The organism is Mesorhizobium sp. M0244 (genome assembly GCF_040321795.1).
Taxonomy (GTDB): Bacteria; Pseudomonadota; Alphaproteobacteria; order Rhizobiales; family Rhizobiaceae; genus Mesorhizobium.
Genome location: NZ_JAMYSE010000001.1, coordinates 299347 through 311480 on the forward strand (window position 1 = coordinate 299347; position 12134 = coordinate 311480).

At 63.3% G+C, this 12134-nt stretch carries 12 protein-coding genes; 2 read left to right on the top strand and 10 right to left on the bottom strand.

All coding sequences use genetic code 11. From position 1 onward, the window contains the following. Positions 1–5 precede the first annotated feature (5 nt). The 9 genes from NKJ08_RS01460 to gcvA all read right to left on the bottom strand — a co-directional run bounded on the left by NKJ08_RS01460 (position 6) and on the right by gcvA (position 9944). Complete coding sequence (locus NKJ08_RS01460) at positions 6–1592, bottom strand: FGGY-family carbohydrate kinase (RefSeq protein ID WP_352781012.1); 1587 nt, start codon at positions 1590–1592, stop codon at positions 6–8. Continuing rightward, complete coding sequence (locus NKJ08_RS01465; RefSeq protein WP_352781015.1) at positions 1589–2272, bottom strand: HAD family hydrolase; 684 nt, start codon at positions 2270–2272, stop codon at positions 1589–1591. Before NKJ08_RS01465 ends, NKJ08_RS01460 begins: the two co-directional genes overlap by 4 nt. A 15-nt stretch (positions 2273–2287) precedes the next feature. After that, positions 2288–3766, bottom strand: coding sequence for a mannitol dehydrogenase family protein (locus NKJ08_RS01470; protein ID WP_352781018.1), 1479 nt, complete (start codon positions 3764–3766; stop codon positions 2288–2290). A gap of 72 nt (positions 3767–3838) precedes the next feature. Next, a complete protein-coding gene (locus NKJ08_RS01475) occupies positions 3839–4609 on the bottom strand; it encodes an L-iditol 2-dehydrogenase (protein WP_352525834.1) in 771 nt (256 codons plus the stop codon). Then, a complete protein-coding gene (locus tag NKJ08_RS01480; protein WP_352683027.1) occupies positions 4606–5610 on the bottom strand; it encodes an ABC transporter ATP-binding protein in 1005 nt (334 codons plus the stop codon). The genes NKJ08_RS01475 and NKJ08_RS01480 overlap by 4 nt, the downstream gene beginning before the upstream one ends. A 65-nt stretch (positions 5611–5675) precedes the next feature. Next, positions 5676–6500, bottom strand: coding sequence for a carbohydrate ABC transporter permease (locus NKJ08_RS01485; protein ID WP_352683025.1), 825 nt, complete (start codon positions 6498–6500; stop codon positions 5676–5678). Positions 6501–6511: 11 nt separating this feature from the next. Beyond that, positions 6512–7384, bottom strand: coding sequence for a carbohydrate ABC transporter permease (locus NKJ08_RS01490; RefSeq protein WP_352683023.1), 873 nt, complete (start codon positions 7382–7384; stop codon positions 6512–6514). Between the two features lie 114 nt (positions 7385–7498). Continuing rightward, positions 7499–8809: an ABC transporter substrate-binding protein gene (locus tag NKJ08_RS01495; RefSeq protein WP_352683022.1), complete on the bottom strand. Its 1311-nt coding sequence runs from the start codon at positions 8807–8809 to the stop codon at positions 7499–7501. A 223-nt stretch (positions 8810–9032) separates the two neighbouring features. Further along, complete coding sequence (gene gcvA / locus NKJ08_RS01500; RefSeq protein WP_352683020.1) at positions 9033–9944, bottom strand: transcriptional regulator GcvA; 912 nt, start codon at positions 9942–9944, stop codon at positions 9033–9035. 110 nt (positions 9945–10054) lie between these two features. Here gcvA and NKJ08_RS01505 point away from each other — a divergent pair, with 110 nt between their 5' ends. Next, positions 10055–10240, top strand: coding sequence for a hypothetical protein (locus NKJ08_RS01505; protein WP_254815832.1), 186 nt, complete (start codon positions 10055–10057; stop codon positions 10238–10240). Between the two features lie 22 nt (positions 10241–10262). On the opposite strand, the gene NKJ08_RS01510 is transcribed toward NKJ08_RS01505, so the two are convergent. Continuing rightward, entirely contained in the window at positions 10263–11222 is a 960-nt protein-coding gene (locus tag NKJ08_RS01510; RefSeq protein ID WP_352683017.1) for a sugar-binding transcriptional regulator, read from the bottom strand. A 260-nt stretch (positions 11223–11482) separates the two neighbouring features. Here NKJ08_RS01510 and NKJ08_RS01515 point away from each other — a divergent pair, with 260 nt between their 5' ends. Continuing rightward, entirely contained in the window at positions 11483–12115 is a 633-nt protein-coding gene (locus tag NKJ08_RS01515; RefSeq protein ID WP_352683015.1) for an HAD family hydrolase, read from the top strand. Positions 12116–12134 lie beyond the last annotated feature (19 nt).

A 12134-nucleotide genomic window follows, 5' to 3' on the forward strand; every position in this document is an offset into this window, starting at 1 on the left:
CCGATCTATCTGATCGCGTCCAGCGCCTGCCTTTGCCTGTGCATTTCGAGAAACACGCGGTAGTCGCGGTCGAACCGGCCGGCGGCAGCCGGATTGGGCTCTCGTGTCTTGCCGCCTTGCTGCATGGCCACGCAGGCGGCGTTCAAATCGGGGAAAAGCCTGGCGGCGGTGGCGGCAATCATGCCGGTGCCGAGCAGCACCGCCTCGTCCGCCAGCGGCTCGACCACCGTGCAGCCGGTGGCGTCGGCATAAAGCTCCATCAACAGGGGGTTCTTGGTATGGCCGCCGGTGACATGCAGCGTGTCGATCAGATAGCCGTTCTCGTTCAGCGCTTCCAGCACGTGGCGAACGCCAAGCGCGATGCTGACGGCGGTGCGCCAGTAGAGCTTGCACAGGCTGTCGAAGGAGGAATCCAGCGTCAGCCCGCTGACGACGCCGACGGCATGCGGGTCCGCGAGCGGCGAGCGGTTGCCGTGGAAATCGGGCAGTACATGCAGCCTTGCGGCGAGATTGTCGCCTTCGGCGGCGCGCAGCTCGGCGACGCGGCAGGCGATCCTGGCATGCATGGCGGCATCCGGCTCGCCGCCGGCGCCATGCCAGCGGATGATGTGATCGAGCAGCGCGCCGGTGGCCGACTGGCCGCCTTCCGACAGCCACAGGCCGGGAAGGGCGGCGCCGTAATAAGGACCCCAGACACCGGCGAAAGGCTGCGGATCGGGCGACATCGCCATGACGCAACTCGACGTACCGGCAATCAGCGCGAGATGGCGGCCGATGTTCGTCGCGTCACCGGCGAAACCGCCGAGCACGCCGAGCGCGCCGGCATAGGCATCGATGACGCCGGCGCCGACCCGGCATTTTTCGGTGAGGCCAAGCTCCGCCGCGGCTTGCGCGCCGAGCGGACCGATATCGGCACCGACCGGGCTTGCCTTTTCCGGCAGATTGCCGTGCTCAAAGATATCGCCGAGCCCCACGGCTTCGAAGAAGTCGCGCCGCCAGCCGGTCTCTTCGTGCGCCAGATAGGTCCATTTGGCGGTCAGCGTGCATTGCGAGCGGGCGAGCGAACCTGTCGCCTTCCATGTCAGAAAGTCCGTGAGGTCGAATAGATAGCCGGCTTCATTCCATGTTCCGGGCAGGTTGCGCTTCAGCCACATCAGCTTCGGCGTCTCCATTTCCGGCGACATGACGCCGCCGATATAGCCGAGCACGGCATGACCGCTTTCGGTGCATTCATCGGCCTCGGCAATGGCGCGATGGTCGAGCCAGACGATGGTGTCCCAGCGCCTTTCGCCTGACACCGACACGCTGAGCTGGCCGCCATGCCGGTCTCGCACCACCAGCGAGCAGGTCGCGTCAAAGGAGATGCCGACGATGTCCTGCGCCTTCACGCCCGCCTTTTCACGGGCAGCCCGCACGGCAATGCACACCGCCGACCAGATATCCTGTGAATCGTGCTCGGCGTGGTCGGCCTTCGCCTGTTTCATGGCGATCGGATGCTCGGCGCGGCCGAGCAAGGCACCACCGGTGTCGAGAATACCCGCACGGGCGCTCCCGGTGCCGACATCGACCGCGCAAACGAAACTGTTGATCAAGGTGTTCTTGCTCTCGCTCCCAGGCCTGCAATCAGATCGGGCAATTGCAGCATGTCAGCGAATATAAAGTCCGGCTCACTCGACGCAAGCCGCGCTTTCAGTGCCGGGTTGCCGGCGTGCGAGCCGCCGGTGAAGGCAAGGACGCGCATGCCTGCCGCCCGCGCGGCGGCGATGCCGGCCGGGCTGTCCTCGACGACGAGGCAGTTTTGCGGGGCCGCTCCCATTTTTGCGGCTGCATGGAGAAACAGGTCGGGCGCCGGTTTGCCCCGCGCCACCATGGCGGCGCTGAACAGATGCGGCTCCAGCAGTCCAAGCAAGCCGGTAACCTCGAGCGCATAGCGGATGCGCTCCAGCGTGCCGGAGGACGCGACGCAGCACGGCACGCCGAGCCTGGGCAGGACCAGTGCGATGCCGGGCATCGGTTTCAGCTCTTCGCCGAATCTGCGCATCAGTTCGGCGCGCATCTCGGTCAGATGCTGGTCGGTGATCTCAAGCCCGAAGTCGCTTCCGAGGATTTCACGGACGCTCTTCATGCTCTTGCCGAGGAAATGCTCATAGGCAGCGTCCTCACTGACGGTGCCGCCGGCGAGCGCGATCATGTCGAGCAATGCCGAGACGGAGAGCATCTCGCTGTCGACCAGCACGCCGTCACAGTCGAAAATGACCAGTTCAGGCGTCATCACGCTGGATCGGCTTCAGAGGTCGCCGGCGAGATAGCGCGTCAGTGTCGCGCGCGCACCGTCCGCCCACAGCGATTTGAGCGCATGGGCAAACGCTTCGGCGAACGGGGCCGAGCGGCCGATTTCGCCATAGATGTCCTCCATGGCAAGCCAGGCGGCAGGCATGTCCCTGGCCGCCTTGGCCGTCGCCTGCAACCGGTCCCAGTTCGGGTCGTTGGGCTCGGTGACGGCACCGGAATCCGTTGTGCCGAAGCAGTAGCGGCACCAGAGCGCCGATTCCAGCGCCAGGCCGGTGACGCTCTTGCCGGCCTTCAGCCGGTCGGCGATGGTCGGAATGATGAATTTCGGCTGGCGGTTGGAGCCGTCGAGGCAAAGCCGGCGTATGGTGTCGCCGATCTTCGGGTTGGAGAATCGGTGCTCGATGAGCTGATAATAGTCCTCCAGCACGGTGTCCGGCACCGGCGGCACCGTCGGGATGATCTCGTCATGCTCGAGCTTGTCGAGAAAGCCGCGCACCAGCGGCTCCTGCATCGCCTCATGGACGAAATGGATGTCCATCAGCCCGGCCGGATAGGCGATGGTCGCATGGCCGCCATTGAGGATGCGGATCTTCATCAGCTCATAGGGCGCGACATCGCTGACGAACTGCACGCCGACTTGTTCCAGCGGCGGCCTTCCGTCGGTGAAACGGTCCTCCAGCACCCATTGCTTGAACGGCTCGCAAAACACCGGCCAATTGTCATCGAGGCCGAACTCGCCGGAGAGAATGCCGCGCTCGCGGTCGGTGGTGGCCGGCGTGATGCGGTCGACCATGCCATTGGGAAAGGCGACGTTTTCGCTCACCCAGTTTGCCAGATCCTCGTCGATCAGCCGCGCAAGACCGATGACGCCATCGGAGGCGACGTGGCCGTTATGGGGGATGTTGTCGCAGGACATGACGGTGAAAGGCACGATACCGTCGTCGCGGCGGCGCATCAGCCCGGCGAGGATAAGGCCGAACACGGTCTTCGGCATCGCCCCCGGTTGGGCATCGTCAACGATGTCGGGATGCGTCGGGTTGAACAGGCCGGAAGCCGGATCGATGAAATAGCCACCCTCGGTAATGGTCAGGGAAACGATCTTGATCGCCGGATCGGCTAGCCGCTCGATGATCGCCTTTGCATCGCCCGGCATCAGGAAGTCGATCATGGCGCCGGTGACGCGCGCGCTCATATGGCCGCTGTCCTGCTCGACCACCGTGGTCAGCCAGTCCTGCTCCTGCAACTTGTCGCGGCCGACCTTCTCGCCCTCGAACACCCCGGCGCCAACAATTGCCCAGTCATGGCCGACACCCGAATTGAACAGGTCGTCGAGATAGACGGCCTGGTGCGACCGATGGAAATTGCCGACGCCGAAATGCACGATGCCGGCCTTGAGCGAGGCGCGATCGTAGTTCGGGCCGGCGACTTTGGGAGGCAGGTTTGCGAGGATTGAGGACGAGAGTTTCACGGTCATCTGTTTTTATCCTTTGGCGGGACGGCTCTTCTCCCCGCGGAGGAGACGGGGAGAAGAGCGCCTTCGCCCCCCTCAACTCATCCACTGGCCGCCATCGACATTGTAGGTTTGGGCGACGATGTATTCGGCATCCTCGCTGGCCAGGAACACCGCCATGCCGGTGAGGTCTTGCGCCGTGCCCATGCGGCCGTAAGGCACCGCTTCCCCGACCAGCCTCTTTTTTTCGCCCTTCGGCCGGTTCTCGTATTTGGCGAACAGGGCATCGACATGATCCCAATGCTCGCCGTCGACGACCCCCGGTGCGATCGCGTTGACATTGATGCGGTGCTTGATCAGGTCGAGCCCTGCCGACTGGGTGAGCGAGATGACCGCCGCCTTGGTGGCGCAATAGACGGCAACCAGCGCCTCGCCGCGGCGCCCGGCCTGGCTCGCCATATTGATGATCTTGCCGCCCTTGCCGCGGGCGATCATCGAACGGGCGGCTGCCTGCAGCATAAACAGCGTGCCGGCGACGTTGACCGAAAACAATTTGTCGTAGCTTGCCTTGGTGATCTCGACGATCGGCGCCAGGTCGAACAGGGCAGCGTTGTTGATCAATATATCGAGGCCGCCGGTCCTAGCTTCGACCGCCTTGACCGCCGCATCGATCGACGCGAGGTCGGTGACATCCAGCTTCACCGCGTAAGCGTTGCGGCCGATTTCCGAAGCCGTCTTCTCGGCAGCCTCGAGATTGATGTCGCCGATCGCGACCGTCGCCCCCTCGCGCACATAGGCTTCGGCGAACGCCCTGCCGATGCCGCGCGCCGATCCGGTGATCAGCGCCGATTTACTCTTCAGCCTCATTGCACCATCGCCTTTCCGTCGGCGCCGAAGCGATGCAGCTTGGCCTGATCCGGCGTCAGATAGATCGTGTCGCCGTGATGGACGGCCAGTTCGCCGTCGGCGCGCACCGTCAGCGGACCGACGCCGTCGGCTTGCACATGCAAAAATGTGTCGGAGCCAAGATGCTCGGCGACGCCGACCGTCGCCTTCCAGTCGCCTGATGTCTTTGAGATATTCATGTGCTCGGGACGGATGCCGACGGTTTTGGCGCCATATTTGGCTGCCGGCGCGCCTTCGAGCAGATTCATCTTCGGCGAGCCGATGAAACCGGCGACGAACAGGTTCTTCGGCGTCTTGTAGAGCTCCATCGGCGAGCCGACCTGCTCGATATTGCCGGCGTTGAGCACGACGATCTTGTCGGCCATGGTCATCGCCTCGATCTGGTCGTGGGTGACGTAGACCATGGTCGTCTTGAGCTGGTGATGCAGCTCGCTGATCTCCAGCCGCATGGTGCCGCGCAGCGCCGCGTCGAGATTGGACAACGGTTCGTCGAACAGGAAGGCCGATGGCTGGCGCACGATGGCGCGGCCGATGGCGACGCGCTGTCGCTGGCCGCCGGAAAGCTGGCCGGGGCGGCGATCGAGATAGTTGGTGAGGTTCAAGATGCGCGCGGCGTCCTTCACCTTCTTGTCGATGGTCGCCTTGTCCTCGCCCGCCATCTTCAGCGGGAAAGCGATGTTCTTGGCCACCGTCATGTGCGGGTAGAGCGCATAGGACTGGAACACCATGGCCAGCTTGCGCTTGGCCGGCGCCTCACCGGTGACGTCGCGGCCATCGATGTTGATGGTGCCGCCGCTAGTGTCCTCCAGGCCGGCAATCAGACGCAGCAGGGTGGACTTGCCGCAGCCCGACGGTCCGACGAAGACGACGAACTCACCGTCCTCGATGACCAGGTCGAGACCGGGAATGATGGATGTCGCCCCGAAGGATTTAGAGACGTTCTTGAGCGTGATGTTTCCCATAGTTTCCTCCCCCGAAGGGCTATTTCGTCGTTTGCGTCATGTCCGTTATTTCGCGGCACCGCCCATTATTTTACGGCACCAAATGTCAAGCCGCGCACCAGCTGCTTCTGGCTGAACCAGCCCATGATCAGGATCGGCGCGATCGCCAGGGTCGAGGCGGCCGAAAGCTTGGCCCAGAACAGCCCCTGCGGGCTGGAGAAGGAACTGATGAAAGCGGTGAGCGGGGCGGCCTCGGTGGTGGTCAGCCGGATCGTCCAGAACGCCTCGTTCCAGGCGAGAATGATGTTGAGCAGCATGGTCGAGGCGATGCCCGGCACAGCCATCGGCGTCAGCACATAGATGATCTCGTTCCAGAGCGATGCGCCATCCATGCGGGCGGCTTCCAGGATCTCGCCCGGGATCTCGCGGAAGTAGGTGTAGAGCATCCACACCACGATCGGCAGGTTGATCAGCATCAGCATGACCATCAGGCCGATGCGGCTGTCGAGCAGTCCGGTATCGCGGAAGATCAGATAGATCGGAAACAGCACGGCAACCGCCGGCATCATCTTGGTGGAGAGCATCCACATCAGGATGTCCTTGGTCCACTTGCCCGGCGAGAAAGCCATCGACCATGCCGCCGGAACCGCGACGATCAGGGCCAGAATGGTCGAGCCGACCGAAAGGAAGACCGAGTTGAGGAAGAACTTGAAGTAGCCGCTCTGCGCCTCGACCTCGGTATAGCTCTCGAACGTCCCCGACGGGAACAGGTTGAAGCCCTGGATGGCCTCCTGCTCCGACTTGAACGAGGTGATGATCGTATAGAGGATCGGGAAGAAGATCAGCAGCGCAACGATCCAGGCGGCCGCGGTCGCAATCGTTTTGTGCTGGGTGGTGACTGCACGTGCCATCGTTTCCTCCCTTATTTGTCCAGGTTCTTGCCGACGGCGCGCATGGCGAAGAAGGCGACGATGTTGGCGAGAATGACCGCGATGATACCGCCGGCGGACGCCTGGCCGATTTTGAACTCCAGCAATGCCTTCTGGTAGACGAGGAAGGGCAGGTTGGTGGAGGCATAACCGGGGCCGCCATTGGTGGTGACGAGGATCTCGGCATAGACCGACAGAAGGAAAATCGTCTGGATCAGGATGACCACTGTTATGGCGCGCGACATATGCGGCAGCGTCAAATAGATGAAGCGGCTGATGAAGCCGGCGCCATCCATTTCGGCGGCTTCCTTCTGCTCGCTGTCGAGCGACTGAAGCGCGGTCAACAGGATCAGCGTCGCAAACGGCAGCCACTGCCAGGCGACGATGATGACGATCGCCAGGAGCGGGTGCTGCCCGAACCAGTCGATCGGCTGCCCGCCGAAGAAACGCGCAATGTCGGCGAAGACGCCGTATTGGGGATGCATGATCATGTTCTTCCAGACGAGTGCCGCCACCGGCGGCATGACGAAGAACGGCGAGATGACGAGGATGCGAACGATGCCCTGTCCCCACATCGGCTGATCGAGCAGAAGGGCCAGCAGGGTGCCGCCGATCACCGTGATCAAAAGCACGCTGACGACGATGGTGAGCGTGTTGAGGATCGACTGCAGGAATGCCGGGTTGGAATAGAAAAGCGCGTAATTCGAAAAGCCGACGAAGCCGTCGCGGATCGGATTGAGCGGGTTGTACTGCTGGAAAGAGAACCACAGCGTGAATGCCAGCGGCACAATCATCCAAACCAGCAGCAGCACCACGGATGGCGCCATCATGAAGCGGGCAAGCGAACGGGTCTGCTGAGTAGCCATGACGGTCACCCTTCGAGGTCAGCCAAGTTTTTCAGCGGTGTGAAGCTGGCCGCCCGAACTGGGATTCGGGCGGCCCTTGCCGGCCATGATGGGCTGCCGGCACCGGGAGGAGCCTTATTTGATGTAACCGCCCTCGGTCATCGTCGCTGTGGCGGCGTCCTGCGCCTGTTTCAGGGCATCGTCGACGCTTGACTGGCCGGCAAGTGCCGCCGAGAAGAGCTGGCCGACAGTGGTGCCGAGACCCTGGAACTCAGGAATGGCGACGAACTGGACGCCGACATAAGGCACCGGCTTGACGGTCGGATGTGTCGGATCGGCGGAGTTGATCGAGTCCAGCGTCATCTTGGCGAACGGTGCCGCCTTCTGGTACTCGGGATTGGCGTAGAGCGAGGAGCGCGTTCCCGGCGGAACGTTGGCCCAGCCTTCCTTCGAAGCGACAAGTTCCGCATAGTGCTTGCTGGTTGCCCAGGATACGAACTTTTGAGCGGCGTCGGCTTTCTGGGTGCCGGCGGGGATGGCCAGAGACCAGGCCCAGAGCCAGTTGCCGCGCTTGCCCAAGCCATTGTCCGGCGCCAGCGCATAGCCAACCTTGTCGGCCACGGTGGAGTTCTTCGGATCGGAGACGAAGGAGGCAGCGACGGTGGCGTCGATCCACATGCCGCATTTGCCCTGCTGGAATAGCGCCAGGTTCTCGTTGAAGCCGTTGGACGACGCACCCTCTGGGCCGTCGGCCTTCATCAGATCGACATAGAACTGCAGCGTGTTCTTCCATTCGGGCTGGTCGAATTGCGGCTTCCAGTTCTCGTCGAACCAGCGGGCACCGAAGGAGTTCGACATGGCGGTCAGGAAGGCCATGTTCTCGCCCCAGCCGGCCTTGCCGCGCAGGCAGACGCCGTTCACGCCGTTGGCGCGGTCGGTCATTTTGTCGGCGGCCTGCTTGATGAAGTCCCAGGTCGGCGCATCGGGCATCTTGAGCCCGGCCTTCTCCATCAGGTCCTTGCGGTACATGACGAAGGAGCTTTCGCCGTAGAAGGGCGCTGCGTAGAGCTTGCCGTCGACCGACAGGCCGCCGGCTATGGCCGGGATGATGTCCTTGACGTCGTAATCGTCGCCGAGCTTGTCGAGCGGCAAAAGCCAGCTCTGCTTGGCCCAAATCGGCACCTCGTAGGTGCCGATGGTCATCACGTCGTACTGGCCGCCCTTGGTGGCGATGTCAGTGGTGACGCGCTCGCGCAGGACGTTTTCCTCGAGCGTGACCCACTGCAGCTGGACGTCGGGATTCTTGGCGGTGAAGTCGTCGGTCAGCTTCTGCATGCGGACCATGTCGCCATTGTTGACCGTGGCGATGGTGATAGATTCGGCATGCGCGGCAAAAGCGAGGGCGCTGGCCGACAACAGACCTAGGGTGAGCGTGCGAAGTTTCATCAAAATTCCTCCCGTGAACCAAGCTGAGCATTTGCCTTGGCTATGAGCAATTACTCACTTGCTGTGAATTATGTCAAGCCGGATTCGTTGCTGCAGCGCAGCATGCCTATCGCGTGCAGCGGCAAGCCTGGGATGTCTGGCCTGGGATATCTGGGAAGGGCTCGGTCGGGCTCATCGCGCGCCAAAAGCCAGGGCTTCGCTGTCCGGCTGGCTTTGCCTCAGCCTATTGGCAAGCGATCTCGGCCAGGATCCATTCGCGGAAGGCTCGTATCTTTGGCACGTTGCGTCGCGCCGTAGGATAGACCAGCCAATAGGCATGGCCGTCGTCACCGACCAGGTCGAAAGGCTGGATCAGGCGGCCGTCGGCAAGTTCGGTCTTGAACAGCGCCTTGGTGACGATCGCCACGCCCTGGCCGGCAATCGCGGCATTGGCCTCATAGGCCTGCGCGCCCATACTGGTGCCGGGGCGCTTGGCCAATTCCGCGACCGGCAGGCCGGCGGCGGCAAACCAGTCCCGCCACCAGATGTCGCCCGGATCGAGGATCGGCAGCCGCAGCAGGTCGGCCGGCTCGTTGACGCCGCCGATGCTGGCCGCGAGCTTTGGGCTGAGAACCGGCGTGAAATCGGCCCTGAAAAGCATATGGGTCTCGACGCCCGGCCAGTTGCCACCGCCGGAGCGGATGGCGATGTCGATATCCTCTCTGGCAAAGTCGACAACCCTGTTCGAAGTATCGACCCGCACCGCCAGCGACGGATGTGCGACCTGGAACGAGCCGAGATGCTGCGCCAGCCAGTTGGAGGCAAAGGTCAGCAGCGTCGAAACGCAAAGCACGCCGTCGGCGCCGGTGCGCGCGGCGGCATAGGCCCCGCTTAACAGCGCGAACGCTTCGCTGACCGCCGGCGCCAGGCGTTGACCGGGTTCGGTCAGCACGATCTGCCTTGGCTGGCGCAGGAACAAGGGCGCGCCGATGCGCTCCTCCAGAAGCTTGATCTGGTAGCTTGCCGCCGCCTGCGTCATGCCAAGCTCCCGGGCGGCCTTGGTGAACGAGAGGTGCCGCGCCACCGCCTCGAACACCCGGATCGCCTGAAGCGGAGGAAGCTGTGAAACCAGCTGTCGTGAATTGAGCTCCGGCATAAGCCCTCCTTATGGGCAGTGATCGACGTTTGATTGGCGGCAGCGGCCGGTCCGACCGATATTCCGTGTTGAAGATCAATTTCGCCTAGAGATAGCGAAGGCTGAGGATCATGACCACGATACAGGAAAAGCTGCTTCTTGCTCCAGCCCATGGCTGGTTTTCACGGTTGGCGCGGGGATTGGCAAGGCACGCGGCGCGCAAACGCGCTTATCTCGACGTCCGGGAACTGCCGCCGCATTTGCAGCGCGACATGGGCTTTCTCGACGGCAACGATCCTTGCGGCCGGCACCAGTAGTGTCGCTCATTTTATCGAAAAATCATGCACCGGCCAGCAAGGCGGCGGCGGTCCGCTCATCGGTGATCAGCCCGTTGACCAGCCGCCGGTTGACGGCGGCGAAGATACCCGGCAGCTTGCGGTCGCCCATGGCAAGCGCGATCACCAGCGACTTTTCGCGCGACGGCAGCGGCGCCGACGACACCCGGTCGTTGGTGATGCCTTCGATCATGCGGCCATCGCGATCGAACACCCAGCCAACGATCTCGGCGACGCCGCCGGCCTTCTGCAGCGCCTTCAATTCAGCCTCCGAAATGAAGCCGTCCTCGTAAAGCGGCGCCTTCGGGCCGAGATCACCGATGCCGACAAAGGTGACGTCGGCCTCGGCCGCAAGCGCCAGCGTCGGCTGGATCATCGGCTGGCTGAGCAGCATCTCGCGCTCCTCGGGCGAGGAAGCGATGACCGGCAAAGGCATCGGAAACGAACGCGCCTTGACCCTGTCGGCCATGGTGAAGATGACGTTGTAGAAGGCGGCGGAGCCGTCCGGCGAGATGTTGCCGGTCAGTGATACCACCTTGTGCTGCGGGCATTCCATCGGCGGCAGCTGCTCGATCGCCGCCTTCAGCGTGCGGCCGGTGCCGATTGCCATGACAATCGGCGTCGGCGACCGCAGCCGCCGTTCGATCTCGGCCGCCGCCGCTTCGGCGACGCCGATGATGGTGGAGGACGAAGAAGGGTCGCTCGGCACCACCTCCACCAGATCAAGCGCAAAGCGCGATTTCAGCCGTGCCGCAAGGTCGAGGCAGTTGGCGATCGGATGGTCGACGCGCACCTTGATCAGCCCTTCGGAGACTGCGAGCGACACCAGCCGCTGCGCCGTCTGCCGGGAGATGCCAAGCGTGGCGGCGATTTGGTCCTGGGTGTTGCCGGCAACGTAATAGAGCCAGCCGGCGCGCGCCGCGTCGTCCAGCCTGTTGCCACCGCTGTCCTGCCGGGAATTCAAGTTCGTGCCTCCCAACTCCGCCAAGCATAAGAGGCGGAGTACCACAGTTTCGCAGGGAATGAAGTTGCGCGCAATTGTCTATTGCAAGAGCAATTGCTTAGGGTCGGGGAGTTGGTGCTTCGAGCGACGCGGCCGTCGCCGGCGCAGCCTCTTCGAAGTAATCCGGGCAGTCGCGGTCGCACTAGATCGGTTCTCGCAGGCGCAGCGGTTTATCTCCCGAGCTAAACGCTTTAAGGGGGTTTTGGAGAATGGAGCCTTGCATGACGCCGAAAGCGGTTTTCTGGGATATGGACGGCACGCTGGTCGACAGTGAGCCGCTGCACGAGGCGGCGCTGATTGCAGCGCTGCACAGTGTCGGCATCGCACCGCCGGCCGACCTGCATGAGCGCGTGCTCGGCATCGCCGCATGGCCGGTCTACGAGATGCTGCGCGACGAGTTCGGCCTCGACCTGCCTTTCGACGACTGGATCGTGCGCAAATACGATCACTATCTGCCGATGGCCGAAACGCTGACGCCACGTACCGGCGCGATCGAGATCTTCAACGAGCTGCGAGAGCTTGGCCTGCCGCAAGCGGTGGTCTCCAACTCGGACAGGCTGATCGTCGATGCCAATCTGCGCGCCGTCGGCCTCGTCTATCCCGGCATGAAGACGGTCAGCCGCAACGACGTGCGCGAAGGCAAGCCACATGCCGAACCATTCCTGCGCGCCGCCTGGCTGGCCGACGTCGACCCCGCCGAGGCCGTGGCGGTCGACGACAGCCGGACCGGCGCCATGGCCGGGCTGGCAGCGGGGATGAAGACGATCTTCTGGCCGGAGGTGCCGATGGAAGGCCCGCCGGGGGCGATCGTCATCAACAGCGCCGATGAATTGCGCGCCGAGTTGGGGCTTTAAGCCACGCCGGTTGAATGAG

What these genes read in the sequence shown, in the direction of transcription:
- NKJ08_RS01465 (WP_352781015.1), bottom strand. Translation starts at nt 2,272, where the DNA reads ATGACGCCTGAACTGGTCATTTTCGACTGTGACGGCGTGCTGGTCGAC.
- NKJ08_RS01470 (WP_352781018.1), bottom strand. Translation starts at nt 3,766, where the DNA reads ATGACCGTGAAACTCTCGTCCTCAATCCTCGCAAACCTGCCTCCCAAA.
- NKJ08_RS01475 (WP_352525834.1), bottom strand. Translation starts at nt 4,609, where the DNA reads ATGAGGCTGAAGAGTAAATCGGCGCTGATCACCGGATCGGCGCGCGGC.
- NKJ08_RS01480 (WP_352683027.1), bottom strand. Translation starts at nt 5,610, where the DNA reads ATGGGAAACATCACGCTCAAGAACGTCTCTAAATCCTTCGGGGCGACA.
- NKJ08_RS01485 (WP_352683025.1), bottom strand. Translation starts at nt 6,500, where the DNA reads ATGGCACGTGCAGTCACCACCCAGCACAAAACGATTGCGACCGCGGCC.
- NKJ08_RS01490 (WP_352683023.1), bottom strand. Translation starts at nt 7,384, where the DNA reads ATGGCTACTCAGCAGACCCGTTCGCTTGCCCGCTTCATGATGGCGCCA.
- NKJ08_RS01495 (WP_352683022.1), bottom strand. Translation starts at nt 8,809, where the DNA reads ATGAAACTTCGCACGCTCACCCTAGGTCTGTTGTCGGCCAGCGCCCTC.
- gcvA (WP_352683020.1), bottom strand. Translation starts at nt 9,944, where the DNA reads ATGCCGGAGCTCAATTCACGACAGCTGGTTTCACAGCTTCCTCCGCTT.
- NKJ08_RS01505 (WP_254815832.1), top strand. Translation starts at nt 10,055, where the DNA reads ATGACCACGATACAGGAAAAGCTGCTTCTTGCTCCAGCCCATGGCTGG.
- NKJ08_RS01515 (WP_352683015.1), top strand. Translation starts at nt 11,483, where the DNA reads ATGACGCCGAAAGCGGTTTTCTGGGATATGGACGGCACGCTGGTCGAC.